Origin of the sequence: Chitinophaga sp. CF418, from assembly GCF_900142925.1 — a bacterium.
Taxonomy (GTDB): Bacteria; Bacteroidota; Bacteroidia; order Chitinophagales; family Chitinophagaceae; genus Chitinophaga.
Genome location: NZ_FRCN01000009.1, coordinates 1 through 23,567 on the forward strand (window position 1 = coordinate 1; position 23,567 = coordinate 23,567).

Annotated in this window: 15 protein-coding genes; 6 read left to right on the forward strand and 9 right to left on the reverse strand. The window is 46.7% G+C overall.

The features are described 5' to 3' along the window. The coding region (locus F3I09_RS19660; protein ID WP_149696754.1) for a hypothetical protein at positions 1-2,153 on the reverse strand (2,153 nt) is incomplete at its 3' end. Positions 2,154-2,583: 430 nt separating this feature from the next. On the opposite strand from F3I09_RS19660, the gene F3I09_RS19665 reads away from it, so the two are divergent. Then, the gene (locus F3I09_RS19665) at positions 2,584-3,528 is read left to right on the forward strand and encodes an exopolyphosphatase (protein WP_223233303.1); all 945 of its coding nucleotides are present in this window, start codon (positions 2,584-2,586) and stop codon (positions 3,526-3,528) included. Positions 3,529-3,548: 20 nt separating this feature from the next. Here F3I09_RS19665 and F3I09_RS19670 read toward each other — a convergent pair whose 3' ends face one another. The 7 genes from F3I09_RS19670 to F3I09_RS19700 form a co-directional block, all read right to left on the reverse strand. Further along, entirely contained in the window at positions 3,549-4,217 is a 669-nt protein-coding gene (locus F3I09_RS19670) for a dihydrofolate reductase family protein (RefSeq protein WP_149696755.1), read from the reverse strand. 124 nt (positions 4,218-4,341) lie between these two features. Continuing rightward, positions 4,342-5,229, reverse strand: a complete 888-nt coding sequence (locus F3I09_RS19675; RefSeq protein WP_223233304.1) for an alpha/beta fold hydrolase — start codon at positions 5,227-5,229, stop codon at positions 4,342-4,344. Positions 5,230-5,376: 147 nt separating this feature from the next. Continuing rightward, the gene (locus F3I09_RS19680) at positions 5,377-6,723 is read right to left on the reverse strand and encodes a TlpA disulfide reductase family protein (RefSeq protein ID WP_149696756.1); all 1,347 of its coding nucleotides are present in this window, start codon (positions 6,721-6,723) and stop codon (positions 5,377-5,379) included. 27 nt (positions 6,724-6,750) lie between these two features. Then, complete coding sequence (locus F3I09_RS19685; RefSeq protein WP_149696757.1) at positions 6,751-8,127, reverse strand: RagB/SusD family nutrient uptake outer membrane protein; 1,377 nt, start codon at positions 8,125-8,127, stop codon at positions 6,751-6,753. An 11-nt stretch (positions 8,128-8,138) separates the two neighbouring features. Next, a complete protein-coding gene (locus tag F3I09_RS19690) occupies positions 8,139-11,441 on the reverse strand; it encodes a TonB-dependent receptor (RefSeq protein WP_188133878.1) in 3,303 nt (1,100 codons plus the stop codon). 237 nt (positions 11,442-11,678) lie between these two features. Beyond that, positions 11,679-12,647 carry a FecR family protein gene (locus F3I09_RS19695; protein WP_149696759.1) on the reverse strand — a complete coding sequence of 323 codons (969 nt, stop codon included), beginning with the start codon at positions 12,645-12,647 and terminating at the stop codon, positions 11,679-11,681. A 128-nt stretch (positions 12,648-12,775) separates the two neighbouring features. Continuing rightward, positions 12,776-13,348: an RNA polymerase sigma-70 factor gene (locus tag F3I09_RS19700; RefSeq protein ID WP_149696760.1), complete on the reverse strand. Its 573-nt coding sequence runs from the start codon at positions 13,346-13,348 to the stop codon at positions 12,776-12,778. A 249-nt stretch (positions 13,349-13,597) separates the two neighbouring features. Between F3I09_RS19700 and F3I09_RS19705 the strand changes: the two genes are divergently transcribed. Continuing rightward, complete coding sequence (locus F3I09_RS19705) at positions 13,598-14,692, forward strand: acyltransferase (RefSeq protein ID WP_149696761.1); 1,095 nt, start codon at positions 13,598-13,600, stop codon at positions 14,690-14,692. 121 nt (positions 14,693-14,813) lie between these two features. Here F3I09_RS19705 and zwf read toward each other — a convergent pair whose 3' ends face one another. Then, complete coding sequence (gene zwf, locus F3I09_RS19710; protein WP_149696762.1) at positions 14,814-16,349, reverse strand: glucose-6-phosphate dehydrogenase; 1,536 nt, start codon at positions 16,347-16,349, stop codon at positions 14,814-14,816. A 289-nt stretch (positions 16,350-16,638) separates the two neighbouring features. On the opposite strand from zwf, the gene F3I09_RS19715 reads away from it, so the two are divergent. The 4 genes from F3I09_RS19715 (at position 16,639) to F3I09_RS19730 (ending at position 22,785) form a co-directional block, all read left to right on the forward strand. Next, entirely contained in the window at positions 16,639-18,816 is a 2,178-nt protein-coding gene (locus F3I09_RS19715) for a PAS domain-containing protein (protein WP_149696763.1), read from the forward strand. A 7-nt stretch (positions 18,817-18,823) separates the two neighbouring features. Continuing rightward, positions 18,824-19,231: a response regulator gene (locus tag F3I09_RS19720; protein WP_149696764.1), complete on the forward strand. Its 408-nt coding sequence runs from the start codon at positions 18,824-18,826 to the stop codon at positions 19,229-19,231. A 52-nt stretch (positions 19,232-19,283) separates the two neighbouring features. Then, positions 19,284-21,461 carry a PAS domain-containing sensor histidine kinase gene (locus F3I09_RS19725; RefSeq protein WP_149696765.1) on the forward strand — a complete coding sequence of 726 codons (2,178 nt, stop codon included), beginning with the start codon at positions 19,284-19,286 and terminating at the stop codon, positions 21,459-21,461. A 79-nt stretch (positions 21,462-21,540) separates the two neighbouring features. Continuing rightward, complete coding sequence (locus F3I09_RS19730) at positions 21,541-22,785, forward strand: PQQ-dependent sugar dehydrogenase (RefSeq protein ID WP_149696766.1); 1,245 nt, start codon at positions 21,541-21,543, stop codon at positions 22,783-22,785. Positions 22,786-23,567 lie beyond the last annotated feature (782 nt).

Below are 23,567 nucleotides of genomic sequence, written 5' to 3' on the forward strand. Positions count from 1 at the left end.
ATTGGTTTGATATCATCCTTGATATTGATAACCTGGCTTACGGAGTCACTGTTACCACATGCGTCAGCAAATACCCACTTGCGGGTGATTGTAGAGTCACATGCAGATCCACTGCCTTTTTCACTGTATACAGGCGCAATATTGCCATTACTACAATTGTCTGTAGCGGTTGGTGTAGGCGCAGCAGGTACATCTTTCAGGCACTGCACATTGACAGTATTGTTAAAGTTTGCTGTTATTACCGGTTTGATATTATCATTCACGGTGATCACCTGTTTCAGCGTATCAGATTTATTGCCACAGAGGTCAACAGCCCACCACTTGCGGGTGATCTTATACTTATTGACACAGGTGCTGTCAGATACGGTTGTACTCGTTTGGACCGTCAGTCCGGCGGTGCAGTTATCAGTTACCCCAATAACAGGCGCAGCCGGTACGTCTTTCGTACAGGCGACATTTGCATCGGAAACTTGTCCGGTGAGCACCGGTTTGATACTATCCTTCACCAGTACAGTCTGGTAACAGGTGTCCTTCCGCTTTCCATCAGGCGTTGAAACGATAAGCCGGAGCTGATATGAACCACAATTGTTCGCGGCATTTATCAGTACATTCTGTGTATTGTTAAGGCCGGAAACGGTGCCATCTCCGGTCACAGACCACAGGTAAGAACCCACCAGTGCAGGAGCCGGGCCCGTATACTGATTCTGAGACCCTGGACATACAGGGCTCGGACCAGTGATACCACAAGGAGCCGTTGCATGTTGGTTGACTGTGATAGCAACCGTATCAAAGTCCTGGCAATTGCCATCATCTCCTTTCACAATAAACTGAAATACGCCGGTAGATGGCGGTATAAAGTCAGGATTGTTGACGTTAGGATTACTCAGACCCGTGACTGGCGTCCAGGTGAAGATATATGTGCCGTCACCTCCTGTAATGGAGGCAGAAAGATGGGCAGTATCAAGATTTGTAATAGTCTGATCACTGCCGGCATTAACATCTACGTTATATATATTGACAGTTGTACCAGGGGTGTCATGGCTGGCGAGATAACAGGTATCTTTCAGACCATCCCGGGTGACAATTAACCGAAGATTAAAACTTCCGAAAGTAAATGCAGTACCTATTGGTATTACTGTTATAGTACCTAATGCCGGATTGACAATCTTTGCATTGGCGGTATTAGCCCCTATGATGCTCCATGCATAAGTAATACCGGTAGAATCATCAACCGTTGCCGTATATGCCAGTTTCGTCGTCTGTACGCAAGCATTAGCCGGTCCTGCAACGCTACAGGTAGGAGGAATGAAAACAGCATCTGTCTTCAGAGATCTGTCCTGGTTGCCGATGTTGACATCCGCTCCATTAATGATCCATTTCTTCAGTCGCATATGGTAGGGCGAACCATTGATCGCGCTGGCAGAATTAGGTTCGCCGGTGACCGGGTCTTTCCCCCAGTCTATGATGCTGGCAATATGAGCGCCCCAGGCCAGTATAGCGGTAGCTTTGAGTGCTGTAAAAGTAATATTGACCACAGTCTCTGAATTGGCTGCAGTCAAACTACCCTGGGAAGCATAGGTTATATTCGTTATATCCGCATTGTATCCTGTAAACTGCTTCTCACCGGCGGGTAATGCGTTAAAACTGGTAGCAGGTTGCCCGGCAACCGGTGATCCGGTGCTGGACGGAGCCGGGATGGTAAAAACATCCGTAGTAGTAAAGTAGGATGCCGGTTGAGGAGCGCTGAGCAATGGATTCACTGTTTCCTGCCCATGACTAAACACGTTGTGAGGACTCAGCCGTTGAAAATGCGTCAGGTAATCCAACGCATGTTTACTACTGTTCCTGACATCGAACCCAATGACCAGTGTATACGTCTGGTTGACGACAAGCCCTTCAAGGACAGCCCGGTAAGGCACCGAGTATCCTTCAAGGAAATGCGCCATATTGGCGTTGAGGTTACCATTGATCCAGCTGACGGGATTTAAAGGCGTGGTTGCCTTGTCGTTAGAGCCCTGGTCAAGGTTTGCCGATTGTGCGTAGGCCGTTCGCTGTAGTAGGAGTAATAAGGGCAGGGCCAGTAGAATAGGTACGGGAAATCTTCGTACAGCGGCCCTGAAAATACTACGAAAGCGTAAAAGTACTGCGTTCATAATAGATCAGATTTTAGTTGATGATTGAGCCTTCTGACATTGGTGTTTCGGTGCTTATAATTATTGCAGTTGGCGTTCAATTGATCTGTAACATGTGACCATAAAAGGCATAAGGAATACGTTCATTTGTCACTGGAGACAATGAAAATTTTAGTTGCATAAAGTATCCTTGCATACTCTTGATGGCAAGCAGACAGTAGGTGGTATTCTATAGTATTTGGCTAAAAAATGTATGTGGAGAAAAAAGCAGACCGTTGTTGAGAGTATCCAGGGATACGAATCCCTCTGGATTTCATGTGCAATAGTACGATTTGTTTTAAATCAAAACCAAAAAAATGTGAAGAAAATTAAAAAAAAGAAAAAGGTATAAAATACGTTTGTTGCCATTATCCTGCAATCCTTCCGGCAGGAATAAACTAATTTAATAGATTTGCAGAAATCAATCGATATCATGAGGGCTGCTGTTATAGACCTGGGCACAAATACATTTCACCTGATCATAGGAGACCTTGCTGACAAAGATCTACAGATCGTTTATAAGACCACGATACCAGTGCTTCTCGGCCAGGGACGCATTAATGAGAACATAATTATTCCCGAGGCATTTGAAAGAGGAATAAGTATGTTAAAAGAATTCAGAAGTATCATAGATGCGCACGATGTTGATATAGTAAGGGCCATTGCTACCTCTGCCGTCAGGAATGCGGTAAACGGGCCGGAGTTTGTAGCAGCCGCACATGCTGTGGGTATTGACATCCAGGTGATCACAGGAGATGAAGAAGCCGCATTTATTTTCAATGGCGTAAGAGCGCTTGGCATCATTCAGCAAACATCCCTGATCATGGATATAGGAGGTGGCAGTACAGAGTTTATTATCTGCAATGAAGATGGTCTTATCTGGAAAAAGAGTTATGATATCGGCGCTGCCCGCTTAATGCAGGCATACTTTCATTCGGATCCTATCAGCGATGCAGCGCGCAATACTATCACTGATCTCCTTGATAAAACACTGGGAGACTTAAAAGCAGCTTGCGCCCGTTATAAACCTGAGATGCTCATCGGGTCTGCCGGAGCCTTTGAATCATTTGCCGTACTCCTGAATAATGGAGATGATATTGGAGACGTTGCTTCCATGACACTGGATATAAAGTCGTATGAAAAGCTGGCTGAGCGACTGCTGGCCTCTACTCATGAAGAAAGAACGAAGATGAAAGGACTGATCTCTTTGCGGGTAGATATGATCGTGATCGCGGTTATTCTGACCAGTTATATCCTGGATAACATTGGCCTTAGTGCACTGAGCCTATCCATGTACGATCTGAAAATGGGCGTATTACATTCCATTAAAGATCAGATCACCAGCAAGGCGGGATGATCCTTTGCCGGTGATGATACTTAATATGGTTCTTTTGCGAATTTCTCTCTTCTGGCTATCTCAGCTTCACTTACTACATCCGATGGAAGTTCACTCAAAACAACATCTCCATCAGGTACATAACTGGCGACAATAGCGCCGGTAGTGGCTATCAGGGCATCCGTCAGTTTCCATTGAGCAGCCTGTGTTCCATTCTGAAAGAGCTTTCTGCCTTCACCCAGCGTAACCGGGAATGTCCAGATATGTAACTCATCTATGAGGTTATTGGCCAGGAGGGATTGTATCAGTACACTACTACCATGCACCAGTAAATCAGGTCCGTCTTGTTCCTTCAGCTTTTTTAGTTCACTGATCGTATCGCCGGTGATCAGTGCGGAACCATCCCAGGGGAGATCAATATTGTTGCTGGAAACGACATACTTCCGGATACGGTTGAATAATGCCGCGATGGGATTATCGCTATTCTGGTAGGGCCAGTAAGCTGCGAATATTTCATACGTACGCCTGCCCAGCAACAGATCGAAGGGCTTAGACATAATCTGTCCCAGCTTGTTGTCTGTTATATCATCCCCGTAATGAAACATCCAACCGCCCCATTTGAATCCGCCGGAAGTATCTTCCTGAGGTCCGCCCGGCGCCTGCAGTACTCCATCCATAGTCATAAACGTGCAAACAATGATCTTTCTCATGATGTGTTAGTTTGTTGTTACACTACAAAGCTAAAAGATAGGGGTGTTTCCGAGGCGGTGTGATTCAGACAAGAAGAAGGCATTTTGCGACAAAGGCCGCCGGTGGACTATTCTCTTACTAATGCTATTTACTCAGGAAGGGCTCAATGATCGCAAGCAGTTTTGCTGTTTCCATCATCAGGCTCATGTGCGTAGTGCCCGGTAGAATCGCCAGCTGTGATTTGGGAAGTCCGGCCATATCTCCGGGAACACCACCACCTGCTGCGCGGTACATTTCCGCTTTATGCTCCAGCGATACGCCGTCGTTATCTCCCATGATGAACAGGATAGGTGATTTGATCGCCTTCACTTTATCTGCGCCAAAGTCAAAGTCCTGTTTACCGTACTCCATATATTTGGTCAGGAAGGCTCTCCAGTGGCCCGGATCAGGTGCTATTTTCTCATAAGCAGTTTTCAATGGTGTCTGATCAAAAAACGCTGGTTTGAAAGTCTGGAAGGCATCTGTTACTTCCTTCTGCCAGCCATGGTATTTGTATACTGTAGATACGAGTACCAGCTTTTTCACCATGGCAGGATGCTGTATCGCCAATGCATAGGCAACCGTTCCGCCCAGGCTGTAACCCAGTACATCGGCACTATCTATCTTCAGATATTGTAACAAACCTGCTACATCATCTGCCAGGGCCTGAAAGGTGACAGGCCGGTCAATATCAGCAGTGTGACCATGTCCCTGCATTTCCAGTGCAATTACTTTGTGCGTCTTTGCCAGTTCCGGTATCAGTTGTGACCAGTTAAGATCTATGGTCATATAGGCTCCATGCAGTAGCACCAGTGGTTGTCCTTCTCCATGTATCTCATAATACAGTTTAAGGCCATTAACAGGCGCATAACCCGATGATTTCAGGGTTTCCGGGCTTGTTGCCTTTGCCTGTTGTGCGCCGGCTTTCATAACGAATGTGGTGAGGATGAGTAGCGCCAGTAAAATAGCCCTGGCAGAGTGTATTGTTTTCATGTAAATGTCTTTTGATATTGCAAACATAGGCCAGCTTATAAAAAGACAAGGTGGGGGAATTAGACTAACAAGGGGGGGATTACGACAACAGGCTATCCGGTATTACCCGGATAGCCTGTGCTATATGTATTGTAGGTTTAACTTCGTCTACCTGATCATCTCTATCATTGCAGATAACTCTTCTACTGCCGCATCATCTCCGCCGCTGAAACCGGTTAATTTAAAACGGGTGTTGCCTGTGCCGTCAATGATGAATTTGGCTGGGATACCACGTACATTAAACTGTCCTACAACGCCGGTTGTTTTATCATCCAGTAGTACCTGGAAGGAATAGTTGTTGTCCTCGATGAACTTCCTCACGCCCGTAGACGGATCCGGCACTCTTTCCCATGTATCAATGAACAGGAACTTTACGTTAGGATCATTCTTATACTTGTTCACCGTTTTCTGCATAGCAGGGAAGGAGCGTTTGCAGGGACCGCACCAGGTAGCCCAGAAGTCAAGCACAAGGATCTTTCCTTTCAGGTCTGCAGTAGATACGGTATTGCCGTCCAGGTCTTTTAGCGTAAATGCAGGCGCTGTTTCGGAGATGATATCTTTTTTTACCTGTTCCTGTATGTGTTTGCGCATAGCAGCTTCCAGCCCGGCAGCAAAAGCAGTATAACCTGCATCATTACCCTTGGCAGACTTGTAGATAGCAGGAAGCTTTGTTTTTACCTCGTTATCTGCTTTGCCACCGCTGATCAGTTCAGACAACAGTACGAGGGCGCTGTCTGATTTACCGTTGGCCGCCAGGAGTAGCGCGTAGTTCTTTTTAATATCAGCATTGTCCCTGTTGCCACCACCATTATAGATCACACTGGCATGAGTCAATGCTTCTGCATACTTGCCCTGCTGATATAAAAGTGAAGACAGCGTATTCAGCGCATGATAATAGTCGTTCTTTGCCATTGGATTTTTGCTGACAGGATAGGACTTTTCAGCATCTGCCACACCTGCTCTTACCAGCTTTTCTGCAGTAACAGTATCCTTATGACCCAGGAACCGCATGCCATCGTGTACTTCTACTATAGCGCGGTATTCCTGTGATTTGATCTTTTTGAGCCATGCCTGGTTCTGCTTCGGATTGTTCTCTTCTGCATAGGCCCAGGATATTCCTGAACGGGCATAATCATATACGATGTCAGCGCTGTCTTTGGGTTCCGGAAATGCTTTGATCCACTTATTGTAGTTTTTCAGCTTTTCTGCGGAAGGCATCTGTTTGTTGACCTGCTTATTATAGAAGTCGTTGCGGGCAAACGCACCTTTGGGAAAACGGGCGATAGCCACTTCTACCAATGAATCTCCTGCATTGGAATTATTGTTTTTATAAGCGGCCCTGGAAGCTTCCTGGTAATCCTTTTCCGTTTGCAATGCCTTTTTATCCTGCGCTGCAGCAAGTACTGCAGACAGCGATAATGCGCCAGTGAATAGTAGTTTGTGCGTTATCTGCATAAAACAGTTTAGATGAAAGTGAACAGATTAGTAACCATCATTTTGTTTGAGTGCCTTGTTTTTGGCAATTTCCGTGTTAGGTATAGGTAACAGGGCCGCGGTAGATACCCAGCTGGATTTGATCGCACCAATCACTTCATTCACTTTGCCGGTACGTTTAAGATCAAACCAGCGATGGGCAAATTCTCCAAACAGCTCCAGCTTCCTTTCTTTCGCAATGGCCGCCAGCAGAGCGTCTTGAGTAGCTGCTGTGGTGTTGCTCAGTCCTGCGCGGGTGCGTACGGCGTTCAGATCCGCCGCAGCTGCGTCCAGGTTTTTCAGCTGCGCATTGGCTTCTGCACGGATCAGGTATTGTTCTGCCAGGCGTAATATCACATTGTATTCATTGCCGGCAGTAGCGGTAGGGAGTTTATACTTATTGATGCGATAGATAGTGGTAGTGCCTGATATCACACTGTCCACCCATGCTGTTCTTCTTTTATCGCCGCTCTCGAAAGCATTGGCTGTAGCAGGGTACAGGTAAAAACCAGGGATGCCTGCACTGCTGCTCGTGCGGTAGTTGTTACCCAGGAAGGAATAACCATTGGTAGTACCATACTGCAAGATCACTTCATTGCTGATGTTGACAAATGCACTGTCGGGCACGGGCAGACTATAAGTACCGGCCGCAATCACTTCAGTGCTGTAGGTAATTGCATTCTCCCAATCTTCCCTGTACAGGTAAGCGCGGGCCAGTAAGGCGCTGGCGGCATACTTGTTTATCCTGGTCCTTAAAGTGCCGGTATAGGCAGCAGGAAGCGATGCTTCTGCTGCTTTCAGGTCGCTGATGATCTGCGCCCACACGGAATCAGTACCAGTGCGTGGCATATTGCCCGTTTCCATTACATCGGAACTCAATACCAGTGGTACGGCTCCGAAGTAATTCACCAGGTAGAAATAGTTAAATGCACGGAAGAAATAAGCCTCTCCCAGCAACTGCGCCTGCACGGAACTGGTGAGTGTAGTGCTGGCTTTCAGGCCTTCAATAGCCAGATTGGCTTGCCTGATCACGCCATATGGGTATATCCAGAGATAACTGGTAACAGTACCATTGTTGGGATTGACCGTCGACTGCTGCAGCTCATTCATGGCGGGAGTACTGCTGGTATAAGTATACTGTATATCATCAGCTTCCACACCACCTGCAAACGTATAGTAAGGCAGACTGCCAGTTGTATTGTAATAGGAATACATGGCCAGTACTGCAGCGGTAGCGGTACCGTCTTCCTTAAAGGCGTCGGCTGCGGGCAGCTGGTTAGGCGCTTTGTCTATGTCCACAAATTTTTCGCAGGATGAAAACAGCAGGCCATTGGTCAGCAACAGGGCCAGTGTTATATATTTCAGCGTGTTTGTTTTACCTCTCATGTCCGGTTCTTTTAGAGTGTTAAATTAAGTCCGACTGCAATGGTGCGTAGCTGCGGGAAAGCAATATACTGGCCTGTTCCAAGGTTGGAACCTGTGCCGGGCACTGTTGTCTCCGGATCAAGCGTATACTTTTGTTTCGCCCATGTGAACAGGTTCTGCGCCCTGGCATATACTGATGCAGACGAGATCCTGGCCTGTTTCAGCCAGTCGCCGGGCAATGTATACGTAAGACTTACCGTCTTGAACTTGATAAAGGAAGCATTGCCCCAGTTGTAGTCAGAAGAAGCCAGGTAAGAATAAGCGTTGTTGTTCGTAGTGGCTGCTGCAGGGAACGGTGCATTATCGCCTGCTTTCTTCCAGCGGTCCAGTATTGCTGTACTCTGGTTGGTGTAACCGGAACCATAAGGACTGTAAACGCTGGTTAAGGTGTTGTTGACATTACCATAACGATGATTGAACTGGAAGGTGAAATCCAGCGCAAAACCTTTATAGGTCAGACTGTTGGACAAGCCACCATAATAAGGCGTACCGGTTTTCATCGGTAGCATATCCGTTGTATAGGAAATGGCGCCATCTTTATCCTGGTCCTGGATAACCGGTAATCCTGTTGCTGGATCTACTCCCTGGAAATGATAACGCTTCGTTACATCGATCGGATAACCGATTACGTAAGAGGAAGCATAGGAGGAAGATGCCAGGTTAGGGAATGATTTCAGCCTGTTCTTGTTCAGGGTCAGGTTGAATGCAGTGGTCCAGCGGAAATCGCGGGTACTGATATTGATGGTGTTCAGTTCAAACTCCCAGCCCCTGTTCTGTACTACGGCAGGCAGGTTGCCCGTGTAGGCGGTAATACCCGTCTGAGCGGCTGTTCCCACATACACCAGCAGGTCGGTAGAACGGTTGTTGTAGAAGTCTGTTTTCAGCAATATCCTGTCTTTGAAGAAGCCCAGTTCCAGCGCGATGTCTGTCTTACGGGTACTTTCCCAGTGCAGGTTAGGATTGGCGATGGTGCTGGGCACCAGGATTGAAGATCCCATGTAGCTATAAAAAGAACCGCCGCCGCTATATAATGCATTGTACTGGTAATTGCTGATCTGGTCATTACCGGTCACACCATAGCTGGCGCGCAGTTTACCAAAGCTCAGTACGGGCAGTGTGTGCATGAAATCTTCCTGCGTAAAGATCCAGGCCGCGCCGACTGCGCCGAAATTACCAAAGCGGTGGGAGGGACCAAAGCGGGAGGAACCATCTCTTCTGAAAGTACCATCCAGCAGGTATTTCTCCTGCCAGTTGTAATTCACCCTGCCAAATACGGCGGAGTATTTATATAGCGAATAGTTGTTGCTCTGTATATTTATAGTACCTGCGCTACCAATGGAATTTAACAGGGATTCATTGCTGAAATTGCTGCCGGCGATGGTAACACCGGTGGATTTATTCTGCTGGAAAGTAGCCCCTGCTACTACCAGTAGCTTACCCTTGCTGATCATTTTGTTATATTCCGCAAATGGCTCTATGATATAGTTGCCATTCTGGTTGTCGGCATAAATCAGCCTGTTATCGCTGGTTCTCGTAGAGTTGACAGACCTTGCAGGTGAGGCATTGGTCTGTTGTAGTCTCGTCAGACTGTACCCCAGGTTTGCTTTCAGCGTCAGTTCCTTTGTTACTTTATAGCCCAGGTTCAGGTTGGTGAGTAGATTGGTGGTCTGCGCGTTATACTGTTGCATCAGGTAGGCCAGCGGATTGCTACCGATATCCCAGTTCAGCTTACCGTCGCTGTTATACTGCGGGAAGTTCGGTGGAAGGCTGTAGATGCTGGAAATGTCCACGGTAGGCAGATTACTGCCCATATAGGCGTAGTTCCCTGAGAAGCTGATATTGAATTTACCATCCATGCTGCTATGGGAAGCATTCAGCCTTCCGGAGTAATTATTCACACTGAAGTCGCCGGGAAACACCATGCCTTCTTTACGGTAAGTAGAGCTGAACAGGAAGCTGTTCTGTGCGTTACCACCTGAAATGGAAGCTGTCGCATTGGTCGTATGCGCGGTGCCACCCAAAGCCCATTTCTGCCAGTCGGTATAGGCATTCTGATCCCATATGGTCAGATCTTTGGCATTGCTGGCGGTAGGAGTAGCGCCGGAGTTGGCAAAAGCATCCCGGCGCATTTGCAGGTACTCCTGTGTGTTCATCATAGGTATATAGTGGTTCACAGTGCCCAGACTGTGATAGACATTCACGTTCACCTGTGTTTTACGCTGACTGCCCTTTTTAGTGGTGATCAGCACAACACCGTTGGATCCCCTGGAGCCATAGATCGCGGTGGCATCTGCATCTTTCAGTACATCGATACGCTCAATATCTTCCGGATTGATCATGCTGAAAGGACTGATGTTGCCACTGGCGCCGGAGATACCGTATGCGTTCAATGCATCGGAAGTAGGCTGACCGCCATTGAACAGGGTGAAAGGCACTCCGTCCACTACGTACAGGGGAACAAAGCCTGCAGAAGCAGTGTTTAAGCCGCGTATCTGCACCCGGATACCGCCGCCGGGCAGTCCATTATCCTGGGTGATCTGCATGCCCGCAATACGGCCCTGTAAGGCTGTTAATGGGTTGGTGACTGTTTGCCGGGAGATCTCCTGTGCGGTGATGGAGCTTACCGCCCCCGTATTATTTCTTTTGGTGGTGCTGCCGTAGCCGATCACCTGTACTTCATTCAGGTTGCTGGATGCCGGTTTTAACCTTACCACGAGGGTTGTTTTATCTCCCACATAAACTTCCGCGGTAGTGAAACCGATATAGCTGAACAGGAGCACATCATTTTCTGCCACTTCAATGGAATAATGCCCGTTCTGATCAGTGGCAGTATGCCGGCTGTTATTTTTTAACCGTACGGTTACCCCGGGAACAGGGTTGCCCTGGTCATCAGTAACCATACCGGTGAGTGTCTTATCATCAGCATCAACAGGCGCCAGAACGGGAGTGGCCTGTTTTTTCTCCTGCAGTATCACTTTATTGCCTTTTTCCACATAGGAGAGGTTCGTACCCTGCAGTAACAGGTCCAGGGTACGTGCTACGGTCCTGGATGCTTTGTCGAGGCTGACTTTCCTGTCGGTATTGAGCAGGCTGGAAGAATAGAAGATACTGAATCCGGACTGTTGTTGCAGCTTCTCGATGGAGGCTTTCAGATTTTCATTGTGCACCTCAAAAGTGACAATAGTGCTGTTGATACTTTGTCCTGAAACAAGACCTGTTGCAAATAAGTTCAGACTCAAAGCGAACAATGCACACACACACAGACTTAAACGCATAAGAAACAATAGTTGGACTCTTTGTTTACGAATGGGACAATGCGTCCCCTTTTGCAAAAGCAGGACTTTTGGCATAACTTTACAGACGTTTAAAAATGATAAAAGTTTTTACTCGGAAACTCCTCACTGCTTACCAGGGCCTGGGGAGTTTTTTTTGCAGTTTACTGCACGTTCTTTTGGTTGATTGTCATCGCTTGCTGGCGTTCATGTACCTGATTTAAGTTGATAAATGTTGTGTTAGAAACAACCACTGCCATCCAGCTCTACCTGATGGTCCTGCATGGTATAGGTGGTGCCCATTGTCTGTGATAAGATATCCAGCACTTCCCGCAGCGTTTCTGTTCCGCTGAACCTTCCCGTGATAGGACATTTTTCGAGGGCCGGATTCTTAAATGAAATGTTTACGTCGTATCTCCTGCTTAAACGCTCTGCCAGTTGTGCATAGGGCATGTCCTGGAATTGCATGTCGGCCTTCGTCCAGGCAATTGTACCTTCCGCCAGTGGCTGTTCCTGTTTTCTAAGGTTGGTCGTAATATTGTAAACTGCTTCCTGCCTGGAATGCAGGATCGCAGTATGATTTTGTGCGTCGCTTACTTTTACGCTGCCACTGATCACCGATACGGTAACGCTGTCGCGGGAATATGCCTTGATGTTAAAGGTGGTTCCCATCACTGTGGTTTTCACTTTGCCGGCATGGATCTCAAAGGGCTGTTCTGCCCGGTGCCGGATATCGAAATAGGCTTCTCCTTCCAGCGTCAGTTCCCGGCTCTTATGAGTATCGTGATAGGTAATGTGGCTGCCCGGACGCAGAATCACTGTACTGCTGTCGGGTAACACCACAAATTTGTTCTCTTCCGTTTGTGCGGAAGTGGTGATATTCAGGGCAGCCACCGGCTGATTGATATGCCTGTCTTCATAGGACGTGAGCCACCATGTGGTGATAGCCACTGCTATGACACAAGCTGCGGCCAGTCCGGCATAAAGACGCATCCGGCGTACAGGCGGTTGCGCCGTTTGGCCGATATGCCGGTGCAGGTGCTGCAGGATATCCTTACCTGCCTGTTCTTCCGCTTCAGGGGACAAATATGCCCATTCAGCTTCCTCATTGTGCTGCCGGTACCAGTTATTCAGCTCCTCCTGTTCGGCAGGAGTGGCCGTTTGATCAATATATTTCTGGATAAGTGTATGTAACCTGTTTTTGTCCATATGCCGGATAGTACTGAATGGTGGCGACCTGGTATAAGCAGATCTTTTCAGCCGCTATAATAGTAAGTACCATAACATAGGGGGGACCCCTTAGCCGGATTAAAAATTTTTTTGAAAGAGGGGGAAGATTATCTGAAGAAGGTGAGTAACATGATTAAAAAAAGGCCTGCGTTCCGGATACCGTACCGGATATGTTTCAATGCCTTGGTGATATGGGCTTCTACTGTTTTTTCCGAAATATTCAGCTCCCGGGCTATCTGTGCGGTGCCTTTGCCTTCTATCCGGCTGCTTTTAAATACCTGTTTGCATTTCTCCGGCAGTTGCTCTACAATGCCATTGATATAATCATGGAGGAAGCGGGCATAGATCCGTTCATCGTCCTGGGAGGTCGTTTCGCCAAAAACATCCTGTGCTATGGTATTCCTTCGCTTCTCGCGGGTAATGGTCTTAAATACGGAGAATTTGATGGCGGTAGCGAGATATTGGGATAGCTGCCTGATCTCCAGTTCCGCCCTGCGGTCCCAGAGATTGATCAATACTTCCTGCACTATTTCCTTGGCAGCCGATTCATCCTGTGTATGATGATAGGCGATGGCCAGCAGCCTGCGCCAGTAACGGTGGTATATCTCAGTAAATGCAGCCTCATCTCCTGTTGCCATAGAGATAAGTAACTCATCTTCACTGAAATAACTCCTGTCCATCCTTCGATTGATAAATATAATAAAATGATCAAATCAGCATGCTGGCATAGCATTATACCGTATTGTCCCTGTACCCTGATATGATTGGTGCGCAATATTACATAAAATCTACTAAAATTGTAGAGTATTGCTTTGCGGTTTAAAGTTAGTCAAGCGGGAAGATTAATGCAAGCGCTTATTTTCATTGCACCGACAGATATATTATATTTTATAATTTATATCTATATTGCGCTGTCTTATATATAACCTATGATCAAACCGCTGACATCTCTTAGGATCGTTTTCGCCCTGATGGTATTTCTTTCACACCTACAGTTCTTTCCGAAAACAGATACTGTTTTTGCACAGGTATATGCCTCCGTTTTCTATGAAGGCTCTTTGGGAGTGGGCTTTTTCTTCATCTTATCGGGATTTGTATTATCCCTGTCCTATAAGCAAAGATTCTTTGAGAACAGGATCACCTACCGCGAATACCTGGTAGCCAGGGTAGCGAGAATATATCCTTTACACCTGCTGACTTTACTTATTTCAGTACCGCTGTCATTCCCGGAATTAAAGACTTCAGTAGTTAATTTCTCTGCAAAATTCTTTGCCGACCTGCTGCTGATTCAAAGCTGGGTACCCGATCCGGCATATTACTTTTCTTTCAATGGTCCTGCCTGGAGTATATCGGCCGAGCTTTTCTTTTACCTGGTTTTCCCGCTTTTAATATTGCTGGCAAGGCCCGGGAAGATGTGGACTGCCGTAATTCTCCTGCTGATCCCTGCACTGATTTTAATCACGCCGGAGATGTACCAGCACAGGTTGTTCTACATCAATCCGTTCTTCAGGTCTTTTGATTTCTTCCTTGGCATATTACTTTATGAATTGTATGAAAGAGGCATTTTTAAGCCTGTTTCCAGGGCAGCAGGAACCGCGCAGGAACTATTTGCCATCAGCCTGTTCCTGGGCTTCTTTATGCTGCATAAATACGTTCCACAGGGATTCCGGCACAGCTGTTATTACTGGCTGCCGATGACCGTGGTGATCCTGACCTTCGCCTATGCCAGAGGAGCTATATCAGACGTACTTTCCAATAAATGGCTGGTTTTAGGCGGAGAAATAAGTTTCGGGTTCTACCTTGTACATCAGCTGGTGATCAGGTACCTGGCGTATATCAACGGAAGGCTGGGGATATTGCACAACTATTACCTGCTGGCGTTCATCATGCTGGTAATATCCCTCGTGGCAAGTTATTTTCTGTATAAGCTGTATGAGATGCCTATGAACAAGTTTGTGAAGGAAATGGTGGGAAAGAAGAAAGATACGGCAGTGGAGAAGTTGAAAAGCGCGCAGGCAGCTTAATAATTGCTTGGTCATAATGAAAAAAGCCTGTCCACCTCTGGCGGACAGGCTTTTTTCATTTGAATACCTGATGGAACAGATGGTCATTGAATGACCCGGTGCCTATTTTTCTTTAGAATATTTATTGTACGCTTTTCAGATCGGGTATGGCTTTTACTGTTTTGCTGAAAGGCAGTTCATACCATTCCTTCGCATAAGGCTTCAGGAGTTTCTGGGCAGCTTCAGGCCCGCAACTGCCGGCTTTGTACATATTCAGGTCCCTGGCAGGGTATTTCTTCCAGGCGTCGAGAATTGGCATCACTACCTTCCAGGCTGCCTCTATCTGGTCTGCACGCATGAACAGGGTGGCATCGCCATGTAACACATCGAGCAGCAATGCTTCATATGCCTCGGGGATCGTTTCTGTATATGATTCCTTGTAGGTAAAGTCCATTTCCACCGGTTTCAGTTTCATCTGGAGGCCGGGCACCTTACTTTCAAACAGCAGGCTAATTTCCAGTTCAGGCTGAATGCTGATGATAAGGCGGTTGGGAACAATATCGTCCCTGAATATTTTGTGCGGGCTGTTCTTGAACTGTACCACCACCACAGACGATTGTGCAGGCATGGACTTACCGGTACGCAGGAAAAACGGTACGCCCTGCCAGCGTTTGTTGTCGATGAACAATTTGGCTGCCACAAAGGTTTCGGTGAGGGAGGTAGCAGCTACCTGTCCTTCTTTGCGGTAGGCTGGTCTTGGATCTTCATTGATCATACCGGCTGTATACTGTCCGCGTACCACGTTCTTAAAGACCTCTGCATTCGTGTACGGTCTTACACTCTTCATCACTTTGGTTTTGGCATCCCTGATCTGCTCGGATTTGTATGCGCCCGGACATTCCATACCCACGATACAAAGCAGTTGCAGGAGGTGATTCTGGATCATATCCCGCAGGGCGCCGCTGCTGTCATAATAACCGCCACGTTTACCCACACCCACCTGTTCAGAAACACTGATCTGGATATGATCGATGTACTTTTTGTTCCACAATGGCTCAAACACATAATTGGCAAAGCGGAATGCCATGATATTCTGTACGGCTTCTTTACCCAGATAGTGGTCAATACGATAGATCTGTTTCTCATCGAATCGCCTGGCCAGAAAACGGTTTAGCTTCCTGGCAGAGTCCAGATCGGTACCGAATGGCTTTTCTACCACAATACGGTCCAGGTTCTCCTTGTTGCACAGATTGTGCTCGTATAATGCGTCTGAAATAGTTTCAATGAAGCGGGGCGCAACGGCAAAATAATAGATCCTTGAAACAGCCTGACCGGCTCCCTTTTCAAAAGTTTTTATTTTTTCGCTAAGATTAACGTAAGTTTCCTTTTTAACAAAATCGCCCTGTAAGTAGAAAAGTCTGGCGGCAAATTCATTCCATTTCGTAGTTTCAGCAATGCCGTTCCGGCTGAATTCATTTACTCCTGATAACATATCCTGTCTGAACTCGTCCTGGTCTACTTCCAGGAAATCTACACAGTAGATGGAAAATGCAGGAGGCAGATGATTATCGGTGAAAAGATTATACAGTGCGGGAATGAGCTTACGTTTCGTCAGATCGCCTTTCGCCCCGAAGATGGTAATAGCAGCCGCCGCGGGGTACTTTTTTACTTGTTTCATATATAGCTGAGCTTTAAAGCGTTAATTTAGGCAAAAAAGTCATTCGTCGGGTTCCAATTTTACTGTTTCTCTTGGATATTTTATGGTTAAATATGATAATGGAATGTTCGGTATATTGTTTAATATATCTGGTTGCTGATATAACATGTAACCGTAATAGTGATAATATCAAAAAAAGAATAAAGGTCTGTCAGGGTTTTCCGGCTTGAGATTTGCTCTGATTTATAAAGGTTTCCGCGGTTTTACTATCCAGCATGCATAGCATCTATTAAGACATTTATCGAATACAATGAATAAGGAAGTAAAGCATCTGATCAGCAAATACTTCAATGAAGACCGTATCCCTCCGGCATATGCTGCATTTTTTGGCGATATCAGTCAGTTACTTGATGCCAGACAGGCATCAGCATCCCGGTTGACGTCTGTGGCAGATGCAGCCCTTGAGACTGTACGCCGGCAACTAAAGGATAGTCTGAATGTTTTCGGGAGCAGTCAGGATATGGATGAGTATGGACGGGATGCCCCTTCTCTGATCCGGCTGGCCAGAAGGCTGAAGAAGGAATGCGCGGACAGGATTTTCCGGCAGCAGAAGCTACTCCGGGAAATGAAACATCTGAAAACAATACAGTCGCTCGCCAGCGCCGGCAGCTGGGAACTGCCGGTAATAAATGATGAACTGCAGATGCCGGGTTACTGGTCAGATGAACTCTTTGCTGTATTGGGCGTAAGACCTGGTACAGTACACCCTACTTCTCAGGTGTATAAAAATTATGTACATCCTGACGACCGGTCTTATCTGGCTGCAGCCGTCGGCAAAGCTATTAAGGAGACAGGACGATATGATATTGAATACCGGATGTGGCGTGGGGAAGATCCCCAACAGGAGCGTACCGTAAGGGAGATCGGCGAACTGGTAAAGGATGGGGCTACGGGGAAAAGTACCAGCCTGATAGGCGTTACTTTTGATATCAGTGATATCAGAAACACCGAGCGGGCGCTGTTTAAAGCGAATGTGGAACTGAGAAAGCTGTTTGACGTGATGGAGGATGTGTTCTTTTCCGTCAATATGGAACAGGAGAAACTATTACAGATATCGCCCTCATGTGTACAATTGTATGGCTATAGCGTGGAAGCGTTTTTCAGCACTCCAGACCTGTGGTTCACTGTTATCCATCACGATGATAAGAAAGCGGTGCTGGAAAGCAACAAGCGTCTGAATAAGGGAGAAAGTAACCAGGTTGAATACAGGATCCGTCATAAAAACGGAGAAGTACGCTGGGTGGAAATGAGAATCACGCCGACATTAGGGCACGACGGACAGCTCGTGAGAATAGACGGGATCGTTACCGATGTCACTAAAAGAAGAGAGGCTGAACTGGCCCTGGCGAACAGTGAGCTGAAGTTCAGATCACTGCTGGAAAATTCTAATGACGCCATCACTGTAACAAGTGAGGAACTCAGGTTCTTATTTGTCACCCAATCCCTGAGCCGTATGATCGGCTACGCTGCAGAGGAAATTACCGGTACTTCGGTATTTGATTTTGTTCATCCGGACGATCATGTTACTGTAAATGGTCTTGTTAACGCAATGGAGAAAGAACCGGAAACCCCGGTCCATTTTGAGATAAGGTTCAGAGTAAAGGACGATGGCTGGATATGGTGCGAAGGATCGGTTACCAACCATTTAAATGGAGATATTGTAAGAGGATACATTGGTAACTTCAGGGACGTTACCTATAAGATCAGGTACAGGAAAGCGCTGGAAGCATCCAACAACAGGCTGAAGAAGACCAATAATGAACTTGACCGCTTTGTATACAGCGTGTCTCACGATTTGAGAGCGCCGCTGGCATCAGTACTGGGATTGCTCGAATATACCATGTCAGAAACGGAAAATGAAGACGTATTGCAGGACCTGGGAATGATGAAGATGAGTATAGAAAAGCTGGATAGGTTCATCCTGGATATCCTGGACTATTCCCGTAATGCGCGGCTGGAAATAAAAGTGCAGGCAGTGGACTTTCACCAGTTACTGGCAGATATAAAAGACAATCTTAAATTTCTGCACTCCCGCAGGTCAGCTGTGCGGTTTGACATAAATATACAGGAGAATGGTACATTCGGCTCGGATGCAGGCAGGATCTCAATACTGCTGAACAACCTGGTATCAAACGCTGTGCGATATGCTGATCCGGAGAAGGCGGATCCTTTTGTGGAAGTGAATATTGCCGCTGGTCCTGAAGGGGCGGATATCACCGTCCGCGATAACGGGATCGGGATTGCGAAGGAATATCATGGGCGGATCTTCGATATGTTCTTCCGGGTGTCTGAGAAGTCCAACGGTTCCGGTCTGGGCTTGTACCTTGCGAAAGAGACGGTTGATAAACTGAAAGGCCGGATCACCCTTGCGTCAGCGCCTGGTACAGGAACGACATTCAACATATTTTTACCTAGCTTATTTAAATAAAACGCTAATGGATAGTAACAACTTTAATTTCGAGAAGGTAATGGTTGTAGATGATGCGGAGATAGACCGTTTTCTTGCAAAAAAAGTACTCACTAAACATGCCTTTGCCAGAGAGGTACTGCCGCTTGATTCGGCAACAAATGCGCTTAATTATCTTTCGGAAAACCAGGAAAACAAAGAAGCGCTGCCCGACCTGATATTCCTGGATATCAACATGCCTAAGATGAATGGTTTCGACTTCCTGGAAGAATATAAAAAGCTGCCGGAATCAGTAAAAAAGAAATGTATCATCGTGATGCTTTCCTCATCCCTGCTTCCTGAAGACCGGGAACTGGCGATGAACAATCCTTATGTCTGCCAGTTTCTCAACAAACCGCTGACAGGTGATAAGCTGAAGGACGTTGGCAATCCATGACAACAGGTATTCCCCCCAAATAACATATTTCTACCCGGTACAACTGCGTCATATGAATGTTATACTAGAAGCGTTGTTAAATAAACATTTTGCCGGCAGCGATCTTCCTCTTCCTCCCGATCTGTTACATGAGCTGGATGTGTTATTGAACGACACCACGACAATGCAGCAGGAGATTGGGAAGAGTAACGAGGAAACCGGAACACTGGAAGAACTCTATCATATTTTATGGGAGACGCTGAATTTACTTGGCGCCGAGACTTCACCCGTAATCGGCGATGGCGAAACAATGCGATCAATCGTAAATGCGACAGACCTGTTAAATGCCGAGTGCAGGAATATCGTATTCAATGAACAGAAGACACTCAGGGAAACAGTACACCTGAAAACGATACAGCGTGTGGCCAAGGCAGGCAGCTGGGATGTACCGGCCACGCGTGACTTGTCTGCGGTACAGAATTACTGGTCAGCCGAATTGTTCCATCTTTTGGGAATAGATCCCTCAGAGACTAAAATAACCTACGAACAATATATCGGCCTGGTCCATCCTGACGACAGGGGATTTATGCTGGAAGAAGTGAACAGGGCTTATATGGAGACAGGACGGTATGATACGGAGTATCGTATCATACCGGGTGGAGATCTGAACAATCCAAGGATAGTGCGGGAAATAGCGGAGGTGATCAAAGATGAACATACCGGAGAACCGGTAAGCCTGATAGGTGTTACGATGGACATCACAGAGATCAAACTGGCTGAGAGAGCTATCGTTGATGCCAATACGGAACTGCGCACATTGTTCAATACCATGAATGAAGTTTTCTTTTCCGTAAATGTTGACCAGGACAAACTACTGCAGATATCGCCGGCATGTACACGTTTGTATGGTTATGCGCCGGAGATGTTCACGAAAGATCCCTTTCTGTGGTTCACTGTCATTGTCGATGAAGACAAAAAGAAGATGCATGAAAGTAACCTGCTGCTGAGCCAGGGTGAGAACAGCCAGGTAGAATACAGGATCCGTCATAAGAATGGTCAGATAAAATGGTTGCTGACCCGGATGCGGCCAACATTGAACGTGGCGGGTAAGCTTATCCGTATTGATGGTATCAGCGCTGATGTTACAGAAAGAAAAGAGGCCGAACTGGCTTTGGCTAACAGTGAGCTGAAATTGCGTACCCTGCTGGAAAACTCCAACGACGCGATTGTTATCATCAACGAACACCTTGATTATACCTTCGCAACAGAATCTATCGGGCGTATCATAGGATATGCTACGGAAGAATTTGTGGGTACTTCCATGCTGAATTATATTCATGAGGAAGATCGTGGTTTCATCGCTCATTCACTGTTATCCCTCAATACGAAGCCGGAAGAACCGCTGCCTTTTGAAGTGCGTTTCCGTGCGAAGGATGGTCACTGGGTATGGCTCGAAGGTGTTGCTACCAATCATTCGAAAGAAGAAGTGATAAAGGGGTATATTGTCAATTTCAGGGACGTAACTGAAGAGATCAGGTACCGGAGGGAACTGGAAGATGCCAACGACAAACTGAAGAAAACGAATACCGAACTTGACAGGTTTGTTTACAGCGTATCCCACGATCTTAGGGCGCCACTGGCCTCTATCCTGGGACTGATCGAATTTACAGCTTCAGAGACAGATGACGGGGACATAAAGCAGAACCTCTCCATGATGGAAGAAAGTATCAAAAAGCTGGACGTTTTTATCCTCGATATTCTCGACTATTCCAGGAATGCAAGGCTGGAAGTAAAAAGAACGCCTATCGATTTTTCCGGCCTCTTGATAGATATCAGGAACAGCCTGAAATTTATCAGTACCGGCAATTCCAATGTAGAGATCAGGATCAATATAGACGAAGACGGTACTTTCTGTTCTGACAGAAGCCGGATATCCATCATTCTCAATAACCTTATATCCAACGCTGTGCGTTATTGCGATCCTGCTAAACCAGCTCCCTATGTGGAGGTGACTGTTGTTGCCAGGGCTGGGGGCGCATTGATAGGTGTCAAAGACAATGGCATTGGTATTCACAAAGACTATCACCAGTATATTTTCAATATGTTCTACAGGATATCCGAAAAGTCCAAAGGCTCCGGCTTAGGGCTTTACCTGGTGAAAGAAACCATAGAGAAACTGAACGGGGATATACAGCTTACATCCATGCCGGGAGTGGGAACGGAGTTTAAGATATACCTTCCCAATCCCTGATAGCGGCCGTCAGTTCCCTGTAGCAACCACCCAACATATCATTGACAGACAAATCAATTTTTTAAATTAAATTGAACGTATGAGAACATACATTCAGGCTATTATCGCAGGGGCCACACTGGCCCTCGCCTCCTGTAGCGGACCATCCGGTCAACCCAATGGAACAGATTCCACAGCGGCTCCCCCCGACAGTTCTACTGCTCCCGTGGAGACGAAAGCACCTAATACAGACTACAAACCGGCATTCCCGGGACAGACACGCATTGCCGGTGTGAAGACCAGGACACCGTATGAGGGTACTGTATTGACAGATAAACTGGAAAGTCCCTGGGGCATTACCAACCTGCCAGATGGAAGGCTGCTCATTACCGAGAAGAAGGGTGTAATGCGTATCGCCACCACTACCGGACAACTGAGCGAACCTATTACCGGTCTCCCCAAGGTGAATCCTGACGGACAGGGAGGATTGCTGGGCGTACGTGTAGATCCTGACTTCAGTAACAACAGGATCGTATATTGGGTATTTTCAGACCCGCTTCCTGAAGGTAATTTAACTGCTGTGGCGAAAGGAAAACTATCCGCAGATGAAAAGAAAATAGAAGGTGCTACGGTTATATACCGTGCTACTCCTGCATATAAAGGTACGCTGCACTATGGGGGAAGAATTGTCTTTGATAAAGAAGGCAACCTGGTGATCAGCACAGGTGAACGCTCTGACCTTGAAACCAGGCCTCAGGCGCAACACCTGAACTCTGCGCTTGGAAAGGTACTGCGCATCACCAAAGACGGTAAACCCGCTGCTGGTAATCCATTTGAAGGACAGGCCGATAAACGTCCTGAGATATACAGCTATGGCCATCGTAACGTACAGGGACTGGCCTTTAATCCTGCAACAGGCGACCTATGGGAAACAGAGTTCGGGCCAAGGGGTGGAGATGAGCTGAACCGCATCCAGCCAGGTAAGAACTATGGATGGCCGATCATCACTTATGGCATTGAGTATAAAGGTGATAAAGTAGGGGAAGGTATTCAGCAGAAGGAAGGGCTGGAGCAGCCTGTTTATTATTGGGATCCTGTATTGTCTCCGAGTGGTATTACCTTCTACTCTGGTAAGGGCATTCCTGAATGGAAGAACAACTTGTTTATAGGTGGCCTGAGCAGCATTCATATAGCCAGGCTGGTGATAGAGAACAATAAAGTAGTGGGAGAGGAGAGGTTGCTGGAAAAAGAGGAACAGCGTTTCCGTGATATTACTGAGGGGAGTGATGGTGCGTTGTATGCGGTTACTGATAATGGTAGGTTGTATAGTATTCATAAGAAGTAGTACGCCATTCGATTTATGAAACAGGGTGTGTCAATTATTTTTGGCACACCCTGTTTTTATTATTGTACACGCTAAGTAGCTTCGGTTTCAGTATGGGATGTCGGTCGGCGCCTCTCTGGAAGGCTATTGATCGTTGTCAATCGAATGAGATTTTGAATCAGATTGGGCGGCATCGGTCGTGTCACCCGAGAGCCGAAGGCCCGCCATTCCCATCTGAAACCGGTGCTACTTATGCTCTCCCAACGATTATGTATTGGGTCCCATTTATCAGGACGATGATGAGTATTCTGCCAATCTGCCAATAACACACATTAATTGTCCTCAATAATGACGTCAATGCATTGCGGTCAGGTATTACAGCCCCCTAATCAATAAGCGAAAGCCAATAAGTATAGCGGTTTCAGGTGGGAATCACTGGCCTTAGTTGTTTGAAGCATGCTCGTACGATTGATAGGGGTTTAATACCCATTCGAAAGCTCATACGATTCCAAATGCTTAATAGCACACAGCTTCAAAGAACTACAGCCAGTGATCCCAGCCTGAGACCGCGGTACTACCCATCGGTATGATATGCAGGACTCCAAAACATAAGCGAAAGCCGATATGCATGCTCGTACGATTGATAGGGGTTTAATACCTATTCAAAAGCCCATACGATTCCAAATGCTTAATAGCATGCAGCTTCAAAGAACTACAGCCAGTGATCCCAGCCTGAGACCGCGGTACTACCCATCGGTATGATATGCAGGACTCCAAAACATAAGCGAAAGCCGATATGCATG

Coding starts and splice junctions, on each gene's coding strand:
- F3I09_RS19670 (WP_149696755.1), bottom strand. CDS start 4,217: ATGAGAAAGATCATTGTTTGCACGTTTATGACTATGGATGGAGTACTG.
- F3I09_RS19675 (WP_223233304.1), bottom strand. CDS start 5,229: ATGAAAACAATACACTCTGCCAGGGCTATTTTACTGGCGCTACTCATC.
- F3I09_RS19680 (WP_149696756.1), bottom strand. CDS start 6,723: ATGCAGATAACGCACAAACTACTATTCACTGGCGCATTATCGCTGTCT.
- F3I09_RS19685 (WP_149696757.1), bottom strand. CDS start 8,127: ATGAGAGGTAAAACAAACACGCTGAAATATATAACACTGGCCCTGTTG.
- F3I09_RS19690 (WP_188133878.1), bottom strand. CDS start 11,441: ATGCGTTTAAGTCTGTGTGTGTGTGCATTGTTCGCTTTGAGTCTGAAC.
- F3I09_RS19695 (WP_149696759.1), bottom strand. CDS start 12,647: ATGGACAAAAACAGGTTACATACACTTATCCAGAAATATATTGATCAA.
- F3I09_RS19700 (WP_149696760.1), bottom strand. CDS start 13,348: ATGGACAGGAGTTATTTCAGTGAAGATGAGTTACTTATCTCTATGGCA.
- F3I09_RS19705 (WP_149696761.1), top strand. CDS start 13,598: ATGATCAAACCGCTGACATCTCTTAGGATCGTTTTCGCCCTGATGGTA.
- zwf (WP_149696762.1), bottom strand. CDS start 16,349: ATGAAACAAGTAAAAAAGTACCCCGCGGCGGCTGCTATTACCATCTTC.
- F3I09_RS19715 (WP_149696763.1), top strand. CDS start 16,639: ATGAATAAGGAAGTAAAGCATCTGATCAGCAAATACTTCAATGAAGAC.
- F3I09_RS19720 (WP_149696764.1), top strand. CDS start 18,824: ATGGATAGTAACAACTTTAATTTCGAGAAGGTAATGGTTGTAGATGAT.
- F3I09_RS19725 (WP_149696765.1), top strand. CDS start 19,284: ATGAATGTTATACTAGAAGCGTTGTTAAATAAACATTTTGCCGGCAGC.
- F3I09_RS19730 (WP_149696766.1), top strand. CDS start 21,541: ATGAGAACATACATTCAGGCTATTATCGCAGGGGCCACACTGGCCCTC.